Genomic DNA, 26772 nt, shown 5'->3' with positions numbered 1-26772 from the left:
CATAAGTGAGAATGAGAATATATATCGCTCTCAAAATCCATAGTATCTACTAAATGTTCAGTTATAATTGGCGCTACTACTGTTTACCACTCATATCATTTTCCAGCTATGTTAAAAAAAATCTTTTTTCAGATCCACTGGTTTCTCGGGATTACTGCCGGCTTGATTCTCTCTATTATGGGTGTCACAGGTGCTATTTACTCATACGAACAACCGATTCAAAAATGGCTCAATCCAGATAGTTATACCGTAGCAGCTGAAAATCGAGATAAATTAACACCCGCAGAGCTGTATCAGCACTTCTATAATACTGATTCAACAATAAAAATTAATAGCATTACTATTGCCAAAGACCCAACTGCCTCTTCTAGCATTAATATTGTCAAAGAAGGTGCGCGTAAGGGTTATAACATGATGATCAATCCCTACACTGCCGCAATTTTGCCTGAAATCAAAGGTCGAGAGTTCTTCCAATTTGTCCAACAGTTGCATCGTAATTTAACCGTCGGCCCTGTCGGAAAACAAATTACTGGCGCATCTACCCTTATCCTGATTATCTTTGTTTTGAGTGGCTTATATCTACGTTGGCCTAAAAAGCACTCTTTAAAACAATGGTTCATGATTAAACCACAGCTCAAAGGTCGTAATTTTCTTTGGGATTTACATGCTGTTGTGGGGACTTGGGTGGTAATTTTTTACTTATTACTCGCCTGTACTGGGCTATATTGGTCTTATGACTGGTGGCGTAATGGCATGTATAAAGTATTGCGGGTTGAGTCTCCTCAAGCAGAAATGCAAGAAGGCAAAGGCAATCGTCAAAATGCAGAAGGTCAACGAACAGAAAATGCGGGTGAACAACGCAATAAAAATCAAGCTGTGCGTGGTGAAGCTGATTCAAAACATAAAGATGCGAAAAAAGAACTCTCAGCAGCGCAAATTAATCTCGCTTTAACCCAAACTTGGACTGGTTTTAATGCACAAGTCGGCCGTGACTATTCCACTCTGACGGTCAATTTACCGAAAAAAGCCGATGGCAAAATCGAGTTAAACTTTGTTGATGCCATCCCGCAACATGAACGTGCACGTAACAAAGCCACATTTAATTATCAAACTTCAACCATTGAAAAAATGGATCTCTACGAAGATCAAAAATTAAATGAAAAAATCATGAGCAGCATGTTGCCTGTGCATCGCGGCAGTTTCTTTGGCCCTGTATACCAATTCTTAGCCATGCTTGCTGCGTTGGTCATGCCATTGTTCTTTGTGACAGGTTGGATGCTTTATCTCAAACGTCGTAAACAAAAGAAACTGACCCAACAAGCTCGCCTTGCTGCAACCGCAGTCACGCTCGATCCAAATGCAAAACCTTGGCTCATTGCTTATGCAACACAAACGGGTACTTCAGAACAATTAGCATGGCGTACTGCAACCAGCTTACAAGAGGCGCGTCAACCTGTAACAGTCAAAGCATTACAACATCTAAGCGTAGACGATTTAAAAAATACTGAACAAGTTCTGTTTGTGGTCAGTACCTATGGTACGGGTGAAGCACCCGATTTAGCATCAAGTTTTGTGAAAAAAATACTTCCAATACCAGTTGATTTAAGCCATCTCAACTATGCTGTTTTAGCCTTAGGCTCTCAAGAATACCCTGAAACTTTCTGTAGTTTCGGGCACGCTATTGATGATTGGTTAAAACAAAATGGTGCGAAGCAATTATTTGCCACCATTGAAGTGAATAATGCCAATCATCAGCAGATCCAAGCATGGAATACGGCTTTAGCAAAAGTGACTCAACTTGAATTACAAGCCATGAATATTGAAAAAACATTCGATTCATGGACATTAACTCAACGTGATGTACTCAATCCTGACAGCCTAGGTGCAGCAGCATTTAACATCGAACTGAAACCAACTCATGAAGTACATTGGCAAGCAGGTGATATTGCCGAAGTTCAACCTGGTAATAGTGCTGAGCGTATTGCCCACTTTATGCAAAAATACCATATTGCTGCACATAGCCCAGTTGAATCGCTGAGCACCAAGATTGAACAAGCATTATGGAACAAAGATTTAACCACTGAAGTTGAACCTTTTGCCAATTTAGAACACTTGCTTGAGCAATTACAAACTCTACCTTCGCGTGAATATTCTATTGCCAGTATTCCATCGCAGCAGGTATTGCGTTTGGTGGTTCGCCAACAAGCAGATGCTCAAGGTCAACTCGGCTTAGGCTCTGGCTGGTTAACTCAACATGCCGCATTAAAGAGTGAAATTGCACTGCGTATTCGCACCAACGACTCATTCCACCTGATTGATGATAACCGCCCTATCATTTGTATTGGTAACGGTACAGGTTTGGCGGGCTTAATGAGCTTATTACATGCACGTACACGTCAAGACTATACCCAAAACTGGTTAATCTTTGGTGAACGTCAACGCGAGCACGACTTCTTCTATCAAAGCACTATTGAAGCATGGCAAACGACAGGTATGCTACAACGCCTTGATTTGGCTTTTTCTCGTGATCAAGAAGCCAAAGTGTATGTACATCACAAACTTCGTGAACACGCACAAGAACTTCAAGCATGGGTCAACAATGGTGCTGCAATTTATGTTTGCGGTAGTATTCAAGGTATGGCCAGTGATGTGGATCAAGCCCTGATTGCGATTCTAGGTGAAGCAACGGTTGATCAGCTTCGTCAAGAAGGTCGTTACCGTCGTGATGTCTACTAATTCAAGAAAAGACCATTTAAGCAGATAAAAAACCGAGCCTAAGTCGCTCGGTTTTTTTAATCAAGACTAGAAAAATATCTCACTTCAGTTAGACTGCAAAAGATCTCATTTACACAAAAACCATCTTTATGTTTGAAAAAATAAAAAGAATTTTTAGTTTGATCTTCGGCTGCATTTTGTTCTGCGACGGTTTATTTTTAATTTGGCAAAATAAAATTCATCTGGGGACTTTATTACCCCTATTGCTAGGTTTTGTATTGCTGATTCATGCCATTTTTTATCGTTCCATGCAGCGCTTTTTAAGGCAAAAAGTACAACTTAAAGCGCTCTACAAATGGGGCTGGGGTGGTTTTTTACTTTGGCTCATCAGTGTCGCTGTATTTTTCGCTTATATTCACCAGCATACTCAACAGCAAAATACGGAGCAAACCGTACACGCCATTATTATTTTAGGCAGTGGTATCCAAAATGGTCAACCCTCTCCGACTTTAGCTAAACGCTTAGATAAAGGGGCTGAACTTGCACAACAACAGATGAAAGCCATTCTTATTGTCACCGGTGGCATTGGTTATACTGAAAAAGAGACTGAAGCTGAAATTATGGCAAAATATTTATATCAGCAGTATAACATTCCGCTACAACGTATTTATTTGGAAGATAAAAGTACCAGTACTGAATTAAATTTATTTAACTCAAAGACAATTTTAAAGGATCAGAAAATTCCACTCTCTGCGCCAATTGCCATTGTGACCAGTGACTTTCATACATTGCGAGCAGCAGCTATTGCCAAAAAACTGGGCTATCAAAACATCATCATGAGCAGTGCAGAAACGCCCTTAAACACGCGTTATAACGCATGGTTAAGGGAGTACTTTGCTTTTATCAGTGGTTGGGTCTTACAAGAGTATTAAATTAATTTAAACGGATATTGCGCGGCAAAGGAAGTTTCGTATCCTTGAATAATTCTGGTTTTTGCATATAGATCTGATAAAGATATTTTTTCAGATCTAAGAGCAATTTCTCGGGCGCAACCAATACATTTTGCCCTTCAGGAGTTAAATCCATCGATATGCAGGTATTTTCTTGACGCAAAAAAGGAATTACTTTTTCAATAAAATCTTTGAGTGAAATTTCCTGAATTTGATACCTTTGCCAGTTATCTTTGATCAATAACTTTGCCAAGCTTTTATGCTGCCATACTGCGAAAGCACGCTGACCTGTGGGAGTTGCACATAAAGCCCATCCATCGTCAAATAAAGCACTCAATGAACCTTGGGCAACAATCGTTTCAATAAATTGTTTATAAATATCTTGTGCATTATAACTTTTATTCTGATTTTTCGACGCAGCTTTGCGTTGATATTGATTTCTCATAGTTTTTCAATATTTAAAATTATTATAGGCTTGAGATTCTATGAAAAAAACAGAATTTGAGCAAGGAGAATATATGGTGGGCGCTGACGGGATCGAACCGCCGACATTCTGCTTGTAAGGCAGACGCTCTACCAACTGAGCTAAGCGCCCTGAAGAAAAAATTCAAGAATTGAATTTTTGATGCAAGACCAACGCTGTGCGTAATCTATGCTAATGTCACACATTTTTCAAAATCAGGATGTTTGAAAAATGGCGCAGCGGACGGGACTCGAACCCGCGACCCTCGGCGTGACAGGCCGATATTCTAACCAACTGAACTACCGCTGCATTGTAAACTTATCACTAAGTTTTATATCCGAAGATATGGTGGGCGCTGACGGGATCGAACCGCCGACATTCTGCTTGTAAGGCAGACGCTCTACCAACTGAGCTAAGCGCCCTTAAAGGGTCTAACATTTCGATTTTAAGATGGCGCAGCGGACGGGACTCGAACCCGCGACCCTCGGCGTGACAGGCCGATATTCTAACCAACTGAACTACCGCTGCATCACAAAAAATCTGGTGGGCGCTGACGGGATCGAACCGCCGACATTCTGCTTGTAAGGCAGACGCTCTACCAACTGAGCTAAGCGCCCTTAAAAGGTCTATCATGTAAATGGCGCAGCGGACGGGACTCGAACCCGCGACCCTCGGCGTGACAGGCCGATATTCTAACCAACTGAACTACCGCTGCACTTACATAATATCGCTATTAAAGTACAAACAATTTATTAAGAACTAAAGTGGCGCAGCGGACGGGACTCGAACCCGCGACCCTCGGCGTGACAGGCCGATATTCTAACCAACTGAACTACCGCTGCACTTTAAGTACCTAACGTAAAGACTTGGTGGGCGCTGACGGGATCGAACCGCCGACATTCTGCTTGTAAGGCAGACGCTCTACCAACTGAGCTAAGCGCCCTTTACGACTTCATCGTTTGTGTGGTGCATTATAGAGAATCTATGCAGCCTGTCAAACGCTTTTCTGCCTGTTTTGAGTTTTTTATGTTTGAGTGATTAAAAAATAGGTGATTCGCTATAAAAACAAACAATTTCTGCAACTTATTTAGGATTTTACTAAAAAACAGCTAAATTAATCGCCTAATTTTTACTCAACAAATATTCATATTTTTGAATAAACAGTAAATCATTTTATTCTGAGATGCAGTTTTATCTATTTATACTGATTTCCAAGTCCGCTAAATTTAATTTATGTTCGGAAATAAAAACTAAAGCCTCTTCAGCAATCAGATCAAATAATTCAATCACATCCTGATTACGCATACGAATACAGCCATGCGACATGGGAATGCCCATCGGTTCGCTGTCTGGCGTACCATGTATATAAATATAGCGTTTAAAAGTGTCGCATCCCTCACCTTTATTAAAGTTATCTTCTAAGCCACTTAACCAAAGAATACGAGATAAAATCCAATCCCGTTCAGGAAATTCTGCCGCTAGAGCTTCATCATAAACTTCACCCGTTTCTTGTCTGGCAATAAAGACTGCATTTTGAGGCGCTGTCTGACCAAATTTAAGCGCAATCTTATGCCAACCTCTGGGTGTCTTCCCTGTATTTTCTTGCTCACCTATGCCATTTTGACCTGAAGAAATCAGATAACATTTATTATGCTTCGGTAAAGTTAAGGTTTGCTCTGCTAAATCAATCCAGACATCTGCGTGTGCTAAAGAATATGACATGATATGTATTACTCAGGCTCTTTAATCTGTGGTTTTTTAATCTGTACAGTCAAAGGTTCAGGACGTAGCCACAACCAAATTGCTACGCTTAACATAATCAAGTCTGTAAACACTTTGACCAACACAGGCGCGTTGGTCAATAGCATCAGCATAGCGCTGATCAACATCATGATACTGGCGAACCATTTCGCTTTGCGCGGCACAGTCCCGCTTTCACGCCATGCTCTTAAGGTTTGACCATACTTAGGATGATTGAGTAACCATTCATCCATTTGTGGCCAGCCTTTTGATGCGGCCCAAGCTGCTAAAATAAGAAATACTGTTGTTGGCATACCCGGTAAAAGCGCTCCGATAAAGCCTAGAATGACAAAAATCATCACTAAACTCCGCCAAAACAACATTTTCATAGCACTGCCCTATACAACTAATTGCGGTAGTATAAAGTGTTTTTATCTGTGATCCGTTGTAATTCTGCACTTTTTAATTTAGCGCTGGGTGTTTCTATGTTTGCTTTAAATCAAGCTTCTGATCTTCATGAACCTTGGCTTCAATTTAAAAATCTATTGGTTAGGCAGTTGGCATTTTGCGTATGCAGTCCAAATACTTTAAGTTCTATTCCTCCTGAATTGGAGCTAAAACATACCTTTGAACTGCATAACACTGAAACATGGGCAACGCATTTTCAACATTATCACTCCAGATTGCTTCATTTAGATCAACATCCTCAAGAATTAGAAGCCTTTTTACAACAGCTAAAAAGTACCCGTTTAGGTCTACGTTTTGAAATGTTTATCTGGTTTTGGTTACTCGATCACAGCTATCACCCCTATGAATTGCTGGGTCATAGTATTCAAAAAATTGCAGGGCCTAAAACTTTAGGTGAACTCGACTTTCTATTGCGCAATACAGAAAGCAATAAAATTGAACACTGGGAAGTGGCTTTAAAATATTATTTGGCGGAACGGGATTTTTCTCTCGCTTATTGGTACGGCTTGAATCGTAGTGACACATTGCTACGAAAATTAAATCACTTTAGCCAGAAACAATTTCAATTTGAAGATGCGCTTGAATATCAGATTGAACAACGCTTTGTGGTCTTAAAAGGTCAACTTTATCTTCCTATTGAGCACTCACAAAACCCCATTCCAACTTGGGTGAATTCACAACGGCGCTTAGGCTGTTGGGGAAGTGTGATTCCTGCTCAAGACTCCGCATTTTATCGCTTACAACGTCAGGAATGGATTTGCCCACAAGCGGATTTAAGTAGTAAAACTGCACATTGGTGGATCAATGGCCTATATCAACAACAAGATCAATCTCATATCTATATGTTTAGAAATGCAGCGCTACTTTCTCAAGGTTTTAAAAGATAACCTGATAAAAGAGATATTTGAATTGCTTAACATTTGAAGAATGAATTGTATTGTCACAATGACTTTAAAATCTCTCTAACGCATAACAATTGGTTACTTTTCTACCATCAAAAACTCATATTGTTTACATTGAGCATTAATTAACCTAAAACCACATCAAAATAATGATTCACACTTGGAGATGATGATGAAAAAAATTCTTGCTGCATCCCTCATTATGGCTTTTGTTTTAACCGGTTGTAATACGTTTAAAGGTTTTGGTAAAGACGTTTCAAAAGCTGGCGATGCCGTCACCAATACGGCTGAAAAAACGCAAGACAAAATGTAACGTGATTGATCTCAAAAAAACCTTATGTCTAGATAAGGTTTTTTTATATTTAAAACGCCCCTTACCTTATCCACATGATTCCCCTATTATACTGGGCACATTTTCGATTGATTTAACCGGTATGAACCACTCAGAAACTCTAGAGCTTAGTTTACAGTTATTACGTCAACCTTCTGTGACGCCAGTCGACCATAGTTGCCAAAACATTATGGCAGACCGTTTAGAAAAAATTGGTTTCAATATTGAATCAATGCGTTTTGAAGATGTCGATAATCTATGGGCGCGTAAAGGAACTCAAGCTCCAGTTTTATGTTTTGCAGGACATACCGATGTTGTTCCAACAGGCAGTTTAGATGACTGGAACTCCGATCCATTTGTACCAGAAATTCGCGATGGTAAACTTTATGGTCGTGGTAGTGCCGATATGAAGACTGCACTTGCAGCCATGGTGGTTGCATCTGAACGCTTTGTCGCAAAACACCCAAATCATAAAGGCTCTATTGCCTTTTTGATTACTTCTGATGAAGAAGGGCCTTCAATTAACGGTACAGTGAAAGTCGTTGAAGCCTTAGAAGCACGCAATGAAAAAATGACGTGGTGTTTGGTCGGTGAACCATCTAGTACCAATCAATTGGGTGATATTGTTAAAAATGGTCGTCGTGGTTCACTCAATGCCAAGCTTACAGTCAAAGGCAAACAGGGTCATGTTGCTTACCCTCACCTTGCTATCAACCCTATTCACACTGTCTCTAAAGCATTAGCTGAACTATGCGATACCGTTTGGGACAATGGCAATGAATATTTCCCTGCCACGTCTTTCCAAATTTCAAATATTCACTCTGGTACAGGTGCAACCAATGTTGTACCAGGAACCATGAATACCTTGTTTAACTTCCGCTATTCTACTGAAGTGACCGCAGAAGAACTTAAAGCACGTACTTTAGAAATTCTTGATCGCCACAATGTAAATTATGATATTGAATGGACATTATCGGGTTTACCGTTCCTTACCCCAGTCGGTGAATTGGTCAATGCTGCTCAAAATGCCATTCGTAATGTCACTGGAATTGAAACAGAACTTTCTACCAGTGGCGGTACTTCAGATGGTCGCTTTATTGCACCTACAGGTGCACAAGTGCTTGAGCTTGGTGTCTTAAATGCCAGCATCCATCAAATTGATGAACATGTAAATGTTGCTGACTTAGAACCACTTGCTGAAATTTATGAACAAATATTAGAAGGTTTATTGGCGAACTAAAATCCAAAAAACAAAAAAAGGAACGATAAACAGTTCCTTTTTTTGGGTCTCGTATTTGAAATACTCAATACAATTAAAAGCCTAAAGATGATTGAATTTGGGCTAAATTGGGTATGTGAAAAACTTGATCAGCCATACGCACATATTGGAATACCGTTGGATCACTTAAAGCATGTTCTTCATCAACGACTTCAGAAATACGTAAACGGATGGTTTTTGGCATCTCATTACACATTAATGCAAAACGCTGACTCACATCATCGCCTTCAATAACCAACGCAACTCCAGCTTTATGCTCAGGATTATTCACCGCATAAACCGGCAATTTAAGCTCATGCCACTCCACAAAGGACACATCTGTGGCACTATCGAGTGCCGACAAAACAATGTTTTGTGGTAATAACATCGCATCTTTACCATGACAGTCAATAATATAGGCATCAATAAAACCAGTTGATACTGTAATAAGGTGATGCAACTCTTGTTGCGTCATTTTATCAACAGCAGAGCTGGAAACACTATTTTGGCTCATTTAGTTGCCCCCTGACTAGCGTCTAACAAATTTTCAACATTACTTAGCAATTCTGCTTCTTGGAATGGTTTACCCATATAATGTGTCACCCCAAGACTGAATGCGCGTTCACGATGCTTCTCACCCGTTCTTGATGTAATCATAATAATTGGTAAATTTTGATGCACCTCATGATGACGTACCAAATTCGTGACTTCAAAACCATCCATCCGTGGCATTTCAATATCGAGCAACATTAAATCAGGTTTCACATTTTCAAGTTGTTCTATCGCATCGACACCATCTTTAGCCGTCACCACATCATAACCTTGACGTTCGAGTAAACGTGAAGTCACCTTACGTACAGTCACCGAGTCATCGACAATCATAATTAAACGACGTGCATTATTGTGTCGTGACAAATCTCGCGAATCAGCAATATGTTTAATGCGTTGTGTTGCTTGAATTTGTCGAGCAATGTTTTGACCTTCTAAAATCAAACACACTTGACCATTACCTAAAATCGTTGCTCCAGCAACCACACCTACACTTGAGAATTGTTGACCAATTGGTTTCACTACAATTTGTGCACGCGAACCAATCAACTGATCGACCAACAGCGCAATGGTTTGACCACTATTCCCCTTAATTAACAATACCGGTAAAGAATGTGCAATATTGCTTAAGCGTGGTAATGGCTGATTTGAAACGAATTCAGATAAATAACGTAACTTGTAATTGGTGTTATCAATTTTAAAGAAGTCATCTTTACTATTAAAATAAGCTTCCAGAGTTGAAGGTGCAATTCGTACAATACGGTCAATTTGAGCAAGTGAAATTGCAAATTGTTGATCGCCTGCTTTCACCATCAAGGCATCACTAACGGATACAGTGGTTGGGACTCGAATCGTAAATGTTGTTCCTTCGCCAAGATTAGAGTCAACAGAAACATGCCCACCAAGTGCTTTAATTTCACTTTGAACCACATCCAAACCAACACCACGACCAGAAATTTGAGTCACTTCTTTCGCAGTACTGAATCCAGGATGGAAAATCAATTGAAGAATTTCTTGCTTATCAAGGAATTGATCCGCTTTAATCAAACCTAAGTTAAGTGCTTTTTCTTGAATCTTAGACTCATCAATCCCCTTACCATCATCACTAAAGGATACCAACACATCAGTACCTTGACGGCTAATATTGAGTTCAATATGACCAACTTCTGCTTTTTTAGCTTGCAGACGCTGTTCAGTATCTTCAATACCGTGGTCAATCGCATTACGGAGCATATGTTCAAACGGAGTGACCAAGCGTTCAAGAATCGTACGGTCCAATTCACCTTCAGTATTATTGACAATCAATTCCGTCGGACGATTAAGGGTCGATGAAGTCTGACGAACAATACGTTGTAAACGAGGCAATAAACGTGAAAATGGTACTAGTCGAGTACGCATCAAACTTTCTTGAATCTCTGCCTGAATACGTGATTGTTGTAAAAGTAAGCCTTCAGCATCACGAATTTTTTCAGCCAAAGTCCTTTTAAAATCGACCAAGTCAGATGCAGATTCCGCCAAAGATTTCGACAACTGATTTAAAGATGAATATTGATCCATCTCTAATGGGTCAAAATCAGCATAACGTGAATTTTCTGAACCATGTTTGGCAATAATTTGTGATTCTAACTCACCTTCCATTCGACGTAATTGGTCAGCTAAACGCTTCATCGCCAATTCCATCTCATTTAAGGTATTACCGATTTGACCCAAGTCCATTTCAATACGTGAACGGTTAATTGCATTCTCACCAGACAAGTCGATCATTTTTTCCACCAAATCGGCAGAAATACGGATCATCTCATTACTATTGTCTTGTTGAGAACTTAAGTCCCACTCACCCAACATAGCTGGTGGTTCAGCACCATCACCTTGAATAAACTCAAAGATTTTAGGCGTTGATAAGCTATTTGCTTGAGCCACGCGATTTGGTAATTGAGCTGTGACATTCACCAACTCAATCGACTCTAAACTTAATCTTAAACTATCAAAATTACTATAATCACGCTCAAAGATGGCCTGCTTCAACCATGAAAATGTCGTTTGTAATAATAAATCGTAAGCATTCGAATTAAAGTGATGGACTGCAAACTGTTCAAACGTGGTTTCTAATTGATATGAAATTGCCGCGACAGGTTCATTTTCAACCATACGTGCACCACCTTTAAGGCTGTGGGCTGCACGTTGTAATTGAAGAAGCAAGCTACGATCGCTTCGTTGCTCAAACCATTTTGTTAAGAACTCGTCTGTAGACTCAAGAATTTCTTCAGCTTCTTCTAAGAAAGTTTCTTCTGCAATTAAGCGAATACTTTCTTCTGGACTTTCAAAATGCGCTACATCTGCTAAAACAGGTTCTTGCTCTGTCTCAAGTTCTACTGCAAATGTTTCAATTGGTGCTTCTAATGTCTCAACTTCAGCCGCAACCATTTCAAGAGTAGGTACACCGACAAGCTTACCTTGTGCAATCTCTTGAATATTACGTAAAATTTCAATTGATTCACGGCCAGCATAGTCAATATTATTTTCACGAATAATTTGAATTCGATCCGTAACATCATCTTGTACTAAACGGACAATACTAACAAGTTGTGGTGTTACCACAATTTGTTTACGAATCACACGTTCATAAATTGACTCTAACTCATGTGAAATCAAACCAATATGAGTCGCTTGAATCATATTTGCACCACCTTTTAAGGTATGCAAATAACGCATTAAATTATTCAAAGAGGCCGTATTGGTCTGATCCTTCGCCCAAGTATTCAAATCTTGGTCAATACCGACCAATAACTCTTCGGCTTCTTCTAAGAAAATCTCCAACAAATCTGTATCAAAATCATGATTCGCATCGGCTGCATGCATTTGAGCGCGAGCAGAACGGATTTTTTGTGAAATCTGCGCAAGATCGACAACAGCCAATACTGTACTGGTTGCTACAGGCGCTTCCACCTCATCAAACTGCTCGAAATCTTGCTGCACGAAAGCAGAAAGATCATTTAATACTTTCTGAACATCAGCCGACAAAATAACACGTTGTCCAGCAGCCAACGTATCAAACAAATGGATAAATTCTTGATGCGCCTGTGCAAACAACTCATACGCATAATCAATATTTAAAAGTTCTGGCTTTAATACCAATGTTTCATAACTTAACTTTAATTCATGGGTAAATTGATGAATTCCAATCGCAGCACGATTATCCGTATGATCTAATAATTGTTGCGCTTGTTCAGTTAAAGCTTGTATATATTCTGGATATTCAACTTTTGCACGTTTTTCAAACTCGAACTCAGCATCCAATAACAAATCAATATTCAATGCAATCAGCTTAGAAACTAAGCCTTGAGGATTAACGCCTTCATCTATTTCAGTTGAAGCAAAACCGTAATTATTCCATGCATTATTAAATGTTTCATAAATTGCATCTAGTTTTTGTGTTTGACCCTGTCTTAAAATATGTAAATAATCACGTACAAACTCAGCATACTGAATGAGTAATGCCGTTTGATTCGATGTAGAAATAATATCGTCTTGTAATAGGGTTTTAAATAAATTTTCTACTTTAGTACTGGCTTCAAAAATCTGCTCAATTTGAGCCATTGATGAACTACCACGTAAAGTATGTAAGGCACGAATAAGCCCATTATAATCTTGAGTCTGCTCTTCTTCATTTTGCAAGAACTGATCGATCGTCGCTAAATGGTCTTCAGCTTCTTCAATAAAGATAGCAACTGTTTCTTCTATATAATTATTATCTTCTGCTTCAGTAGCAACTGTACTGGATTCTTCATCTTTAAATTCTAAACCAGTAATATCTTCTTCTGTCGTTAAACGTGTAGAAAGCTCCAGTAATTCTTCTAATGCAGGCTCCAAACTTAATTTTTGTTGTATTTGCTGACCCAATAAAACCAAAGGTCGCAAATCAATATCAGCAAGCTGAACGCTCTTAAAAACTGGGTATAGCTTATATTGATAAATCTTAAATACCGCTTGAGCAAAGTATTGAACTTTGTCATCTAAAGGAATTGTACCCAAAATAGCGCGATTTAAAGTATCTTCAACAGTCCAAGCCAACTCACCTGATGATTTTGCCCCAACCATTCGCCCAGACCCTTTTAGAGTATGGAAATGGCGACGAATTGTGCTCAATGTTTCTTGATCACTTGGACTTTTAAACCATATGCTAAATAAAGTGCTTAATTCAACGAAGATCTCTTCTATTTCTTCAACAAAAATTTCTAAAATTTCTGCATCTTGATCAAGATAACTATCTTCAGGAAGCGTAGTCGTTTCAACTAAATTTTTTAATATTTCTTTCATAGCTTAGGCTTCTTACGTTTATCTGCCACCAAGAAGGGCGCTCAAACTTAATTATCACCATCACACGAGACCTAACTTTGAAGCTAAGTTCATCTTGTCGATGCTTTATCTGTGATTTATTGATGTGCCTTACTCGAAAGTAAGGCACATTACCCCATAGCTTTAGCCTTACCTTAGTCTGGTAATTTAAAGTCAGTTACAGATTCACGTAGCGATTCGGCCATATTTGCCAATTCAGATACTGAACGTGCTGTATCGAATGTTGCTGTCGTCGTTTGTGATGTAATTTCTTGTACAACATTCATCGTGGTTGCAATATGACCTGCGGAAGCAGACTGTAGTTTTGCAGCATCAGAAATGTTAGCAATCAATTTCGCCAAGTTACTCGATACGTTTTGAATTTCATCCAATGCCACGCCCGCATCTTTAGATAAGTTCGCACCACGAACAACCTCAGATGTAGTTTGTTCCATTGAAATTACAGCTTCGTTTGTATCTGTTTGAATGGTTTTTACCAGACCTTCAATCTGCTTGGTTGCTGATGCTGAACGTTCAGCTAGACGCTGTACCTCATCCGCTACCACGGCGAAACCACGACCTGCTTCACCTGCCATCGATGCCTGAATTGCTGCATTCAATGCCAAGATGTTGGTTTGGTCGGCAATATCGTTAATCAAGGCAACAATGTTACCAATTTCTTGTGAAGACTCACCCAAACGTTTAATACGTTTTGAAGTTTCTTGAATCTGTTCACGAATTGTATCCATCCCTTCAATTGAACGGTTTACAACATCAGCACCGTTGGCAGCAATTTTTACCGAACGTTCCGCAACCACCGCAGACTCTGTTGCATTCGAAGATACTTGGTCAATCGACATCGCCATTTCATTAATTGCGGCAGATGCACCCGCAATTTCTTGCGCTTGGTGTTCAGATGCTTCAGCTAACTGGTTGGTAATGCCCTGCGTATTTGCAGTATATTGTGCAACTTCTTGAGACGTATCGGTAATACGTGAAACAAGGTCACGTAATTGGTCAATCGCGAAGTTAATCGAGTCGGCAATCGCACCCGTAAAATCTTCAGATACTGTTGCGTATGAACGAAGGTCACCATCTGCTAAGTCGGCAATCTCATCGAGTAAACGTAAAATTGCATTCTGGTTACGGTCATACTCTTCTTGTAAACGTGCTACACGCTGTTTATCTGATTCACCACGTAAACCAAGTAATTTGAATACGCAGAATAAGAAACCACCTAAACATAAAAGTAAGAACAGACCTGGAATTGCAATGGTTAAACTTGAACCCACTGATAATTTATACAGGTTTGCTAACAACTCATCTGATTGTGCAAAAATTGCAGAAGATGCCTGACGTACTTTAACAATTTGTGCTGAGTTTTTAAGAATCGTTGCAGACGCTGATTTTAATACATCATCATATTCAGCCTTAATCCCTGTTAATGATTCAAGTAAAGCTGGATCAGTAATGCGTTCTACACCTAATTCAGCACTACCATTGAGCTGTGCATTCAGGTAAGAACCAAACGTTTCTGTATCGGCACTAAAGTCATCTGCTGATTCACGAGAGTTTTCACTACCCGTCAATACCGAACTGATAGAACGAAGAATACGTTCTGCAATAAACACCTGATTTTTCGCAATAACAACCTGATTACTTGGCATATTTTGACGTGCCATTTGGTCAACCATCAAGTTATATTCAGCCTGAATACCAGGAATGGTTTCACCAATCGCAATATTTGTATCATACAGTTGGTTAATCATTTTTTGTTGCGCAGAAATTAAATCAATTTCTTCTGATACTTTTTTCCATTGCGTCTCTACGTCAACGAGTGGCTGAGTACGAGCATGAATATCTTTCACAATTTCAAGATTTTTAGTAAATGCTTCTTGAGATTTTTTTAATTTATCAATCGATTCTTTCGTACCTGATGCTGTTGCTTCAGTCGCTTGACGTGAAATCATTTGTGATAACAAACGTAAATCACCAACACTACGCGTTAACTCATTATTGCGCGGCACACTATAGAATAAGTACAATAACAGGAATATTGCTAAGACAAGACAAAAAGCTGCACCCAAAATTAATGGTTTGGACTTTTCACTGTCACCAAATACACGTGATAATTGATCTGTCTGTGATTGAATCTTAGCGAATAAAACATCACCAATCTTACGACTGCTGCCTTCACCTGTATTTTTCTTCTTAAGTTTAAAGCCCATCCAGCTTCTCCCCGACTTTCGCCATCATTCTTCAGCGCGCGACTATTAATTTATAAATTTTATAGATGCATTCATGTATTTTGGATTTTGCAATAAACGACTAAATAAGAAAACATGCCAGTGTTGATTATGTTGATAAAAATATCCCTGACAATATTCTTTTAAATTGCTGTCTAACTCACTATTTTTAGAAAAAAAACTTTTCTTATTAAAGTGCTGAATCCCTAAAACTTGATCTACAACTAAACCGACATAATGGTCATTATGACTAATACACAATACTTTCTGAGTAGGTGAAAACTGACTTCTATGCCCAGAAATATATTGAGCTAAATCAGCCACTGAAAGTAAACGCCCCCGAATATTAGCCAACCCCATCACCCATGATTGAGTATTTGGAACTGGCGTATATTTAGGTGGATAAATCACCTCAGTTACTTCACCTAAAGGGGCAACGAAATATTGCCCCATCATCTCAAAAGCAATGCCTGACCATCGGTTTACTTCATTTTCAGTTGTAACGTAGTTTTTATTACCACGTTTAGCAAGCCGAAGTAATTCGATAAATCCATTAGCTGCCATAGAGCTTATCCTGCATTGAGGTGGTGTTTAATCACATCAATTAATTGTTTTTCGTCTACAGGCTTGGTTAAATAATCACTCGCCCCTTGACGTTTCCCCCAAACTCGGTCTGTTGCTTGGTCTTTGGTACTGACAATCACGATTGGAATGTGTTTTGTCGTGTCTCCACGTGCAATTTGACGCGTTGCTTGAAAACCATTTACCCCTGGCATCACCACATCCATTAACACAAGATCTGGCAACTCCGCTTGTGCCATTGTGACACCATCAGCACCATTTGCCGCTTCTATAACCTCAAACCCATTTTTGGTTAAAATTTCTTTAAAACGGAATGTTTCTGTTGGTGAATCATCAACTATAAGGATACGTGACATGCTTGTCCCCAATAAAAATTAACTTATGCTGTTACGTGATTTCGAATTGCGTTTAATAATTCATCTTTACTAAAGGGTTTGGTTAAATATTCATCCGACCCCACAACACGACCTTTTGCCTGATCAAATAAACCATCTTTACTCGATAGCATAATGACCGGAATATTTTGATAATTTTGAGAATTCTTGATTAATGCACAAGTTTGATAACCATCCAAACGAGGCATCATAATATCGACAAAGACAATATCAGGATTTGCTTCTGCAATTTTTGCTAAGGCTTCAAAACCATCTACTGCTGTTACGACTTCAAAACCTTCACGCTGCAATAATGTTTCTGCTGTACGACGAATGGTTTTTGAATCATCAATCACCATAACTTTTAGATTTTGGAATTTATCGTCCATTTAATGACCCTTCACATTTTTTGAGTGTACAAACAATTTGAGTAGAAAGTTCTATTACAAGTTGCAAACATTTTTAACATATCTTTACTTGCATTTTCAACGACCATTTTCCAAACAAAGACTCATTTTCTTGCTTTTACCACAACAGCTTCACACTTTCTATCGACCAACGATTTTTTTTTGATTCAGAATGGTTTTTTATTCTCAACTTTGAGTCTAATATACCATTTTATTACTTCAAAATAAGTAATTTAGTTAACATTACATTGGGGGATACAGTGCAAAGTCAGTTTAAACAAAAACTCGCTTTCATTGCGCAAAAAAAAATGACTAGAAAATTCATTTTTCTATTTTTAATGATTTTTCAATCTACATCTATTTGTGCTCAAACTCCACTTAAAGCAACATGGTATCGTTACTATGATACTAAAGGCGTAGCCAATATTAGTACAAATGTAACACCAAATCATATTCGCCATGGTTATGAAGCCTTAGATCAAAACATGCAAGTGATTCAGCGTAATCGTGCTTACAATAGTGAGGCCGATGTAAAAAAGGCCCCCTTGCGTGCCGCACAAGCACAACAAAAATCAGCAGACTTAAAACTTAAAAAAGCCTATACCAACAGTCAAGTCGCCATTAAAAAGCGCGATGATGCATTGCTGTATATAAAAAAACAACTTGCCTTTCAACAAGATCAGTTAAAACAACTACAAAATGATCGAATCTACTTTAAACGCCAACAAATGGAATATTTGCGTAAAGCTGAAAACACTCCGATTGCCTTAAAAAATAACTTAGATTACAACCAAAAAAATATTGTAGAAAAAAAGAAAACTATTAATTCATTACAAACGAACTATCGCAATACTCAAGCAGAGTACGACAATATTATCGCGCGTTTAAAAACACTTGAATAAATGACTTCGTAGGATGGCTCAGCTTACTCTTTTTTAGAACCTTTTCATTCGACTGCACTTACTAACTTGATCCCCTCACTTCCCCGCTTGATCCATTGAGCTTTATTTTGGGTTTCATCATCAACATGTACAGGTGTTGACTCTCACTCAGCCATGGATAGCTGAGTGATGCTACAATTACGGTGTATAAAGAAAATATCGTTCATATACTATGCTGAATCAAGGTCAAGTTAGGGTGATACCAGATGGGTCTAAAAATTTGAACTTACTATATTAACTACCATACTACCCTTTGTTGCTCTGTTTTTAACCCTACTGCGTTTATAGCCCCGTCCCTATCACTGATTAAATCCCTCACCTTATTTCGACTTAACTCAACTATGGATTTATTTTCGATTACTCAACCCCAATACAAACTCACTAATCAATGTTTAAAAATATAAATCAATAATTTGAACAGATTAATGCAGTCATTTTCATAGGCAAAATCCGTTTACACCCTATTTAAATGACCAGCAGTGCCATACTGATAGGGATGATTTCACTGACATTAGATTAAAGTGAAGATATTAAAAAAAGCACCCTAAGCACATGCTGTCATTAGTGATGTAATGACATCTAAATACCCCATCTTTAGCGGTTATGCCTATGCTCTCTATTCACTGAGATAACCTCAAAAACGTCAATAGTGCCTCAATTTCACAGCGTGTTTCACGAGTTAATTTGCAGCTAGGCGACATTATGAAATGTTCACCTCATTTTTTTATCGTATAATCTGGCTTTCATGCTTATATTTTTAGGACAGTTTTCATGCGCGCGAGTCGCTTTTTGTTTGCTACGTTAAGAGAAACCCCAAACGATGCTGAAGTTATTTCACATCAGCTCATGTTACGTGCGGGAATGATTCGTAAATTGGCTTCGGGTTTATACACTTGGTTGCCGATGGGCGTACGTGTGCTAAATAAAGTGGAAGCGATTGTACGTGAAGAAATGAACCGTGCAGGATCACTTGAAGTCTTCATGCCAGTGACTCAACCGTCAAGCCTTTGGGAAGAATCAGGTCGTTTTGTGCAATATGGTCCAGAACTACTACGTTTTAAAGACCGTCATAACAATGACTTTGTCCTTGGCCCTACGCATGAAGAAGTGATTACCGATCTTGCGCGTAATGAGCTGAAAAGTTACAAACAACTTCCGATCAACTTCTACCAAATTCAAACCAAATTCCGCGATGAAATTCGTCCACGTTTTGGTGTTATGCGCTCACGCGAATTCATCATGAAAGATGCTTACTCATTCCATGTCGATCAAGCATCATTACAAGAAACCTATGACGTGATGTACGATACCTATTGCCGTATCTTTACTCGTTTAGGTTTGAACTTCCGCCCAGTACAAGCGGATACAGGTTCAATTGGTGGTTCTGGTTCACATGAGTTCCATGTCTTAGCTTCAAGTGGTGAAGATGATATTGCGTTCTCAACAGAATCTGATTATGCAGCTAATGTCGAAATGGCTGAAGCAGTTCTGGTTGGCACACGTGCAGCAGCAACGCAAGAATTAACACTGGTCGATACACCAAATCAAAAAACCATTGCTGATGTCTCTGCATTCCTAAAATCAGATGCAAAAGATTCAGTAAAAGCACTCTTGGTTCAAGGCGTAGCAGATGAAAAAGGTCATGTACCTGTGGTTGCTTTATTCCTTCGCGGCGACCACGAATTAAACGAAATTAAAGCTGAAAAACATGCTGTAATTGCCTCACCTCTCACTTTTGCAACAGAAGAACAAATTGCTGCACTTGGTTTAGTGACTGGCTTCATTGGCCCACAAGGTTTAGTTGAACAAGGCTTAACGGTGATCGTTGACCGTGCAGCATCGGTACTTTCAGACTTCGTTGCTGGAGCAAACCAAGCAGACAAACATGCGACTGGCGTAAACTGGGAACGCGACGCGCAATTTACTGAAGTTTATGACTTACGTAATGTGGTTGAAGGCGATCCATCTCCAGATGGTCAAGGCACACTGCAAATTAAACGGGGTATCGAAGTGGGTCACATCTTCCAATTGGGTCAAAAGTACTCTGAAGCACTCAACTGTAAAGTGTTAGGTGAAGATGGCAAACCGCTGGTTGTGACTATGGGTTGTTATGGTATTGGGGTAACACGTGTGGTTGCTTCTGCTATTGAACAAAACTTCGATGACAAAGGTATTATTTGGCCTACTGCTATTGCACCTTTTGACGTTGCCATTGTACCGATGAATGCCCATAAATCACCACGTACGGTAGAAGCTGCTGAAGCACTATATGCAGAATTACAAGCTGCTGGTTATGACGTTATTTTGGATGATCGTAACGAACGCCCAGGGGTTAAATTCTCTGATTTAGAATTGACTGGTATTCCACACCGTATTGTGATTGGTGAGAAAGGCTTGGATGCAGGCACTTTTGAATACAAAGGTCGTACTGATGCTGAGTCTGTAAATATTAATAAAGAAGAACTTTTAGCTAAAATTGCCAAATAATTCTTTAATATAAAAAAGCCCGCATTATGCGGGATTTTTTTATATCTATTTCAGCACGGAATAGACTTAGCAAAATTTCACACCACCATAGCAGTTTGGTCGAAAATTTTGTCCTTGCAGGGTCAAATTGGTTAAGGGAAAATCTAATGTCGTCGAATTCATTGGTACATTTCCTACTACCAATGAACTCCCTCCTACACATCCAGTTAATAAATTTCCACAGTTACGTGGATTATCTGTCAAATCCTTACTAATTCCTGCAATGGTCTGCTGCAACACTTGATTGGTAATTGCAACCTGTGTGGTTGGGCTTAAACTCCCAAGCTCTACCTCATCCTCCATCGCCAACCACCAACCCTTATTCGCCCCAACCGCAGCACCTGACCATAAAATACTTTGTGACTGCAACGATAAAGATGCAGGGTTATTTAAATACAGCGCATGAATTAAGCCCAAACTCTGATTGACGGTAATATCCGTTTTTAAACCGGTAATATTACCTGTTACTGTTTTATCTAAATTCAGAAAACCTGCAACTGTTGCCGTAAGGTCTCCACTGAAGTTAATTTGCCCCACTGTTCCACTTCCTTTAAGCATGACATCTGTCATCCGAGTTCCTGAAACAATGGTAGAACCAATGGTAAAAGGAGCTGAAGTAGAAGATAAAGTTAAATTATAATCATTTGATGAATAATTAATGTTATAACATGGATCAAGAAAGCCAGACTGACATGTTGTTCCAGAGCTACTACCGAATAATCGCCCCTGTACAATTCCATTGATAGACTGATTAACATCAGAATAACTCATCGTTCTCTCAGCCGTTACAGCTATGCCTGAAGCCGCTTTGGTTTTCATATAACCACTAAAACTATTTAAACCATTCGGTGTCGCACTATTTTCAGTACCAAGAGTCATTAATCCTGAAATTTTTTCAGCACTGACCCGAAAGCCTAAAACCTCACGGCTGGCAGCAGAAGTTGGATTCTTGATCGCAAACTGAATAAAGGGATTGGTAATTTTTGCTGAAGTCGCAGCTCGCTCATCTGAAGTATAGTTTGCATTTGCAGGCAATCCGCTCAATGAAAGATTATCAATATCAATATCGCATTTTCCCGCACCATTGCTCCCGCCACAACCGAGCTGAAGCTTTTTAATATTCGCATTCAGCTCCATTTCAGCATTTAAACCTAATTTATAAAATCCAATATTGGATTGGTTGTAATTTACGCCTAAGGCATCAGTTTGATTGCTACCCTGCAAATATTCCAAATTCAATAAAGCTTGGCCATCCACTTTTGATAGTGCTTGATCATCCAAACTTGTCATCGCATAGGTCATTGTGGTTAAACTGAAAGCTGAAGCAGCCATGCTTGCTATTATTGTTTTTTTCATTATATTTCCCTGTATTATAATGATTTATCTAGGTGTAATCCCAAAAGTACTGCGCATTGCTCCACCTGTAATCGCAAAGTCAGCCACTTTTTGCATACTACCTGATGGAGACATGGCCATTTCAGCTCGGAATACACGTCCTACATTTCCCGCATCAATTTGCGCTTTCGTCAACAATGTCGATGGATGATTGAAATTTATTTTATTATCCAAAACCACGGTATCTTTTTTGACCTGAATTGCTGATTCAAGACCAACATGACCTTGCATTTTATTTAAATTGACACTTGTTGAAGCAATAGACTGATTGCTTTTCACATCATCGGTAATAAAGCTCACATAACTCCCCAATACAGATTGATTATTTTTTTCTGCTGTCGTTAAGGGATTAAATTCAAAATTTGCTTTTAGACTTAAAAAATTAGTATCAGGTGTTGTTGAAGAATTCATCCCTGGAATAATAAATAATTCACCTTTACCATCGAGTTTAAAAGCGATTGAACTTAATACATCATCTTTACGGGCAAAATTATCGATTGGAACAACTTGACCACACTTATTAGAACCACTCTGACAGTTATATAAAGAACCTGGCAGTTGTCCTATTGCAATTTCGGCTTTTGCTGCAAATAATAAATTATCCGCTTTAATATAAATACCATCATTTTCAAAACCAATAACCCCATCTGATTTTAAATATGAATCAATATTTCTTAAGCCAGCATAATAATTCACTTCTTCATTATGTAAACCTTGAGCCCCATCCACAATAATAATAGAAGTTGTACTAAGTGCATTGGTTTTTTTATCAATACCATAGCCTTCTGTCGACATGGCCAAATTATAACCTAGACCAGATTTTGTCGTATTGTTATAGCTATAATTCTGAGCAAATAATGCTAAATTTGCATTTAAATTAAAGATAGGTAAGCCAATCCCCCATTCCCCAGATGAACTTGTAATTTCAGCAATTGAGTTATCAGAAATAAAACGGGCCTTACGTGCAATTGCTTGAAAATCCATGCCACGAATGGCAATTAAAGCGACATTCTGCCCCTTATCTACTGGCACCATATCATATTTTAAATCTGTACTCGCAGCACCAAGCACTTTTTTGACATTCTCATTAACAATAAAGCTCAAGGTTTTGACTTGTGCTGTATTGATATAAAGATCACCAAAATCAATATATGCATTACGCGTATTCAGGTCTGAAACAACAGTCGAATTACGGATGGTTAAAGGTGATAAGTTCGAGAACTCAACGGCATAACTTCCATGCCCAGTATGTCCAATTTCTAAAGTCGTAGGATTATCATTAACCCCTAATAAAGCATTTCCTTTTCGCGTAAAGTCGGCAGAAACGCCCATATGTAGACCACCAGCACCCGCAAACTCATAACCTGTCGCTGTTTTTGTGGTTTCTGTGAGATTTGCTGATTCCCGATTAACAGAGTTAAATTCCGCAAGACCTGCCTGATTTGCATTAAAAAAGACTTTACCGTTGGTAACAGCACCCGATGCCCCCATACGAATGATATTTTTCTGATTGCTAGGATCTGATCCATAACGTAAATCAATATTTACACCAGGATTTTTTGCCCCCGTCCGACTTGAATCAACATCCGTTAAGTCCGTTACCCGAGCTAAATTTACAATATGATCCGTTTGACCATCTTTACTTTTTGTGGTTAAAGCAATTCCCTCATCTTGGTCTAGATACAAATAACCATCAGCAGAAAAATTGAAATTGAAATCTTTTAAGGTTAACGATTGCCCATTTAAACCATAACCAATACTGGCATTTTGCAATTGGAAATCTAAATGTGCTATTTCATCACGATTAAACAAACCAGCAGAAGTTTGCAGATAAATCTGTAAAGGCGAAATCGTTGAAAGACTTAATGAGCCTAAATTTTGTGAAGCAGTGGTACAGTCAGCCGCTCCACACAGTAACATCAATTTTTCAATCGTTGCTTGAAAGGGTGAAATACTGGCTTGAATTCGGATACCCGCACCACGGTCTGTTTTTCCGACATCAAAATCAAGGGTACTTTTAATGGTACTGTTATCTAAGCCTTTCACTTCAACATTATGAAGCCCTAATTTCATACTGCCAGTATTGCTATAATCTATCCAATTGACTTGATCAACAGTGACCTTAGACACCTCATGAGTAATGGATATTCCATCTTGTCCTGTAACAGTACTCAGTGAAGAATCATTTAATTGCTCTAATGCATGGCTATGTTGTGCTAAAAAAATACATACGGTAAGTAACTTTAATTTTGTTATTTTTTTCATTTTAACATCCTTATTTTTTGAAAATTTTATTTAGCAACGGCTGCTTGTTGTTCCTGCACAGTTATAACTAAAGATTTTCAAATTACCTGACATATGCAAATTCCCATGCACATTCACCCCCATAAATCCTGTTTCAGCACCTTGGTCAAAACTAGGGACTGCATTTCCATTGTTATAGGTGGTATAGGTATTTTTATTTAAATAACCCTCTTCACCATTACTTTCAACAGCTAAACTGGAAAAACCTAAATTACGTATTTTTAATGGCTTATCATCATAAAATGTCAGGTTCATCGCCGTTTGTGGATTACCATCTTTATTAATAATGGTAGAACCATCTAAAGAAAATTTATCAATTTGAATCGTGCCTTGGATTTGCTTAAAGACTAACCATTTCTTATTGTCTACACCATTCACTTTTTCAATATGATTATTTGGAGAGAAGGCAAAACGACATAAAACATTAGCTACACAATCATACTGATAATATGCACCAGTGATATTTCCTGCATTAATAAGCGCAAGATTAGAAATATCTTTTTTACTCATATCATTCGCATATTGATGGTTTAAAGACAATGTCCAACTCAAATCTGCACCGCCCTGCCCAGTCACATCTAACAATTCTGCATTATCGAGACCGACCAATTCTGCGTGAACCGTACAAGTAAGTAATAAAGCAACAGAAATAGCTATTTTATTTAACATTTCAATTTCCTATAAACCTGTAGTTTTAAACTTAAGATGTTGAATCAACACACCATCTATTACAACAGAACCCAAGTTCACTGCCGTTCCTGTAGGGCTTCTAAATACAACGCCTGTGGCATCTGCTCCAGTATTGGCTTTTAACAAGTTAGTGGTGGGATCACGGGTTACACTCCCAATAGAAATACTACTATGCGTTGCATTATTTCCTTGATAGTTAATGGTGCTTGAGCCAGAGGTCAGTGAAGAAGTATTAAACCCACAAACGTAGACATTACAAGTAGACCCTTGATACTCACTGGCCGCAGATAAACTGCTATAAGGCACATCATAATTTGTATAAATTTTCTTATAAATATTAGGGACATTTGGTATACGGGTAACTTCTAAAATAATATTATTGCCTTCAGACCCCAATACAAAGGGCTGATACATATTTCCTAAAACCAAATTAATATTCGGACTATATAAATACATGCCTTCTTTATCATTAAATAAAGGGGCCTCTGAATTTTGTTGTAATGCGGGCGTCGAATATGTTCCATCATTTGTCGTTGCTGTACTTAGGCGAATGGCTTTTGCATCTAAACCTGCATCAGTAAATTTTAGGTTTGCAGGATCATCATTGGTATTCAAACGTAAAACACTGGCCATTCCCAGAGTTTGATTATGTTGAGCTGTTGTTGATGGCATAGTTTGGAAAAGTCGTATTTGTGAACCACTCAAACTTAGCCCATTTGCGACATACTGTAATCTTAAACGCTGATTTTTGTCTAAATCAATATCATTGCTAGGATCACCCGCGACTGGTTTTGCGACTGGCGCGCCTGTAATCGGATTAATGGCATTACTTGAGTTCCAACTACGCGAAAATGCATCTAACCAGAAACCTAACTTAATATTATTATCGCTTTCGTCTGCAGTGACTTGAGCTAACGGTGCTTCTAAAGCTAAATAACTGATATCTCCCGCAGCATTACTACTCGAAAATTGTTGAATATTATTTGCTGTACCTGCACGAAATAACCAAGGATTAATAGAACTTCCCCAGTTAAAACCAACATTACTAAAACGCTGGTTTAAATTATTATTACTCGCAGACAGCGCTAAACCATAAATAAAAATATCTGCTTTGGTTCTTTTCGCTGCGGCTTGAGCGGCTGTTAATGTGAGGTTGGCATAATTTTCACCAGTCGGAATAATACGTATAAAACCAGTATCTTTTTTCGATGCTTGGAGTAAGGCGGAAGAATCGGTTAAAACACCATAACTTGAGGCGGTCGATAAATCATTGGCACCCTGAAAAACCATTTTGAAATTTTCAGGTAATAGTGCCATACCCTCACCCGTTGTGTCTGCAAGGTGATCATCTGACAAAGATTCAAGCGCATAAACTGATTGGCTCATCAAAACAGCAATTACACTGGCTAAACAAGACTTTTTCAATCCTGTATTCCAACTTTGAGTCATCACGACCTTCCTTTTTTATCAGATGCTCCGCATCATTATTTTCATTTCGTCCTAAGCTTGGTACGTCAAATTTTTATTTATTTGTCATGACAACAATATTCTGACCAAGTCTGTACAACTTTTTATTATGCTGAATTTTTATTCAAT

Annotated in this window: 20 protein-coding genes and 8 tRNA genes; 7 read left to right on the top strand and 21 right to left on the bottom strand. The window is 38.7% G+C overall.

Annotation, left to right across the window (positions count from 1 at the left end; genetic code table 11):
* Positions 1 to 108 precede the first annotated feature (108 nt).
* A complete protein-coding gene (locus tag BLV99_RS07515) occupies positions 109 to 2736 on the top strand; it encodes a PepSY domain-containing protein (RefSeq protein WP_092689308.1) in 2628 nt (875 codons plus the stop codon).
* Between the two features lie 128 nt (positions 2737 to 2864).
* Positions 2865 to 3647 (top strand): YdcF family protein, encoded by a 783-nt coding sequence (locus tag BLV99_RS07510; RefSeq protein WP_092689305.1) that lies wholly within the window; start codon positions 2865 to 2867, stop codon positions 3645 to 3647.
* Between the two features lies 1 nt (position 3648).
* On the opposite strand, the gene BLV99_RS07505 is transcribed toward BLV99_RS07510, so the two are convergent.
* The 11 genes from BLV99_RS07505 to BLV99_RS07455 form a co-directional block, all read right to left on the bottom strand.
* Positions 3649 to 4110, bottom strand: coding sequence for a DUF2750 domain-containing protein (locus BLV99_RS07505; RefSeq protein ID WP_086165502.1), 462 nt, complete (start codon positions 4108 to 4110; stop codon positions 3649 to 3651).
* A gap of 74 nt (positions 4111 to 4184) precedes the next feature.
* Positions 4185 to 4260 (bottom strand) — tRNA-Val (locus BLV99_RS07500).
* Positions 4261 to 4360: 100 nt separating this feature from the next.
* Positions 4361 to 4437: transfer RNA gene (locus BLV99_RS07495), tRNA-Asp, on the bottom strand.
* Between the two features lie 37 nt (positions 4438 to 4474).
* A tRNA-Val gene (locus tag BLV99_RS07490) sits at positions 4475 to 4550 on the bottom strand.
* A gap of 29 nt (positions 4551 to 4579) precedes the next feature.
* Positions 4580 to 4656: transfer RNA gene (locus BLV99_RS07485), tRNA-Asp, on the bottom strand.
* A gap of 13 nt (positions 4657 to 4669) precedes the next feature.
* Positions 4670 to 4745, bottom strand: a tRNA-Val gene (locus BLV99_RS07480).
* Between the two features lie 21 nt (positions 4746 to 4766).
* A tRNA-Asp gene (locus BLV99_RS07475) sits at positions 4767 to 4843 on the bottom strand.
* A gap of 50 nt (positions 4844 to 4893) precedes the next feature.
* Positions 4894 to 4970 (bottom strand) — tRNA-Asp (locus tag BLV99_RS07470).
* A gap of 25 nt (positions 4971 to 4995) precedes the next feature.
* Positions 4996 to 5071, bottom strand: a tRNA-Val gene (locus BLV99_RS07465).
* A gap of 248 nt (positions 5072 to 5319) precedes the next feature.
* Positions 5320 to 5850, bottom strand: a complete 531-nt coding sequence (elsL, locus tag BLV99_RS07460) for a cell wall-recycling L,D-carboxypeptidase ElsL (RefSeq protein ID WP_092689303.1) — start codon at positions 5848 to 5850, stop codon at positions 5320 to 5322.
* An 8-nt stretch (positions 5851 to 5858) separates the two neighbouring features.
* A complete protein-coding gene (locus tag BLV99_RS07455; RefSeq protein WP_086184785.1) occupies positions 5859 to 6257 on the bottom strand; it encodes a YbaN family protein in 399 nt (132 codons plus the stop codon).
* Between the two features lie 96 nt (positions 6258 to 6353).
* Here BLV99_RS07455 and BLV99_RS07450 point away from each other — a divergent pair, with 96 nt between their 5' ends.
* The 3 genes from BLV99_RS07450 to dapE all read left to right on the top strand — a co-directional run bounded on the left by BLV99_RS07450 (position 6354) and on the right by dapE (position 8809).
* Positions 6354 to 7223, top strand: a complete 870-nt coding sequence (locus BLV99_RS07450; RefSeq protein ID WP_092689472.1) for a DUF1853 family protein — start codon at positions 6354 to 6356, stop codon at positions 7221 to 7223.
* Between the two features lie 184 nt (positions 7224 to 7407).
* Complete coding sequence (locus BLV99_RS07445; protein ID WP_086165505.1) at positions 7408 to 7551, top strand: entericidin A/B family lipoprotein; 144 nt, start codon at positions 7408 to 7410, stop codon at positions 7549 to 7551.
* A gap of 121 nt (positions 7552 to 7672) precedes the next feature.
* Positions 7673 to 8809, top strand: a complete 1137-nt coding sequence (dapE, locus tag BLV99_RS07440) for a succinyl-diaminopimelate desuccinylase (RefSeq protein WP_092689469.1) — start codon at positions 7673 to 7675, stop codon at positions 8807 to 8809.
* 73 nt (positions 8810 to 8882) lie between these two features.
* On the opposite strand, the gene BLV99_RS07435 is transcribed toward dapE, so the two are convergent.
* From BLV99_RS07435 to pilG, 6 genes are all read right to left on the bottom strand, one after another.
* Positions 8883 to 9341: a hypothetical protein gene (locus BLV99_RS07435; protein WP_086184786.1), complete on the bottom strand. Its 459-nt coding sequence runs from the start codon at positions 9339 to 9341 to the stop codon at positions 8883 to 8885.
* Positions 9338 to 13693, bottom strand: coding sequence for a hybrid sensor histidine kinase/response regulator (locus tag BLV99_RS07430; RefSeq protein WP_092689301.1), 4356 nt, complete (start codon positions 13691 to 13693; stop codon positions 9338 to 9340). Before BLV99_RS07430 ends, BLV99_RS07435 begins: the two co-directional genes overlap by 4 nt.
* 173 nt (positions 13694 to 13866) lie before the next feature.
* On the bottom strand, positions 13867 to 15939 hold the full coding sequence (locus BLV99_RS07425) for a methyl-accepting chemotaxis protein (RefSeq protein ID WP_086184788.1): 2073 nt from the start codon (positions 15937 to 15939) through the stop codon (positions 13867 to 13869).
* A 45-nt stretch (positions 15940 to 15984) separates the two neighbouring features.
* Entirely contained in the window at positions 15985 to 16521 is a 537-nt protein-coding gene (locus BLV99_RS07420) for a chemotaxis protein CheW (protein WP_004648140.1), read from the bottom strand.
* Positions 16522 to 16526: 5 nt separating this feature from the next.
* On the bottom strand, positions 16527 to 16895 hold the full coding sequence (locus BLV99_RS07415; RefSeq protein WP_004648139.1) for a response regulator: 369 nt from the start codon (positions 16893 to 16895) through the stop codon (positions 16527 to 16529).
* Positions 16896 to 16918: 23 nt separating this feature from the next.
* Positions 16919 to 17302, bottom strand: a complete 384-nt coding sequence (pilG, locus tag BLV99_RS07410; RefSeq protein ID WP_004648137.1) for a twitching motility response regulator PilG — start codon at positions 17300 to 17302, stop codon at positions 16919 to 16921.
* Positions 17303 to 17628: 326 nt separating this feature from the next.
* On the opposite strand from pilG, the gene BLV99_RS07405 reads away from it, so the two are divergent.
* Together BLV99_RS07405 and BLV99_RS07400 are read left to right on the top strand one after the other, a co-directional pair.
* The gene (locus BLV99_RS07405) at positions 17629 to 18222 is read left to right on the top strand and encodes a hypothetical protein (protein ID WP_086184878.1); all 594 of its coding nucleotides are present in this window, start codon (positions 17629 to 17631) and stop codon (positions 18220 to 18222) included.
* An 810-nt stretch (positions 18223 to 19032) separates the two neighbouring features.
* Positions 19033 to 20748: a proline--tRNA ligase gene (locus tag BLV99_RS07400; protein WP_092689298.1), complete on the top strand. Its 1716-nt coding sequence runs from the start codon at positions 19033 to 19035 to the stop codon at positions 20746 to 20748.
* 66 nt (positions 20749 to 20814) lie between these two features.
* Here BLV99_RS07400 and BLV99_RS07395 read toward each other — a convergent pair whose 3' ends face one another.
* From BLV99_RS07395 to BLV99_RS07380, 4 genes are read right to left on the bottom strand one after another with little or no spacing between them, the layout of a single operon-like run.
* On the bottom strand, positions 20815 to 22143 hold the full coding sequence (locus BLV99_RS07395) for a hypothetical protein (protein WP_092689295.1): 1329 nt from the start codon (positions 22141 to 22143) through the stop codon (positions 20815 to 20817).
* Between the two features lie 24 nt (positions 22144 to 22167).
* Entirely contained in the window at positions 22168 to 24447 is a 2280-nt protein-coding gene (locus tag BLV99_RS07390; RefSeq protein ID WP_092689292.1) for a DUF6160 family protein, read from the bottom strand.
* A gap of 30 nt (positions 24448 to 24477) precedes the next feature.
* On the bottom strand, positions 24478 to 25155 hold the full coding sequence (locus BLV99_RS07385; RefSeq protein WP_086184794.1) for a hypothetical protein: 678 nt from the start codon (positions 25153 to 25155) through the stop codon (positions 24478 to 24480).
* Positions 25156 to 25164: 9 nt separating this feature from the next.
* Positions 25165 to 26625 (bottom strand): hypothetical protein, encoded by a 1461-nt coding sequence (locus tag BLV99_RS07380; RefSeq protein ID WP_092689289.1) that lies wholly within the window; start codon positions 26623 to 26625, stop codon positions 25165 to 25167.
* Between the last annotated feature and the right edge of the window lie 147 nt (positions 26626 to 26772).

The organism is Acinetobacter kyonggiensis (genome assembly GCF_900107285.1).
In the GTDB taxonomy this organism is placed as follows: domain Bacteria; phylum Pseudomonadota; class Gammaproteobacteria; order Pseudomonadales; family Moraxellaceae; genus Acinetobacter; species Acinetobacter kyonggiensis.
Note: the sequence above shows the minus strand (reverse complement) of the source record. Positions and strands in the feature narration are given on the sequence as shown.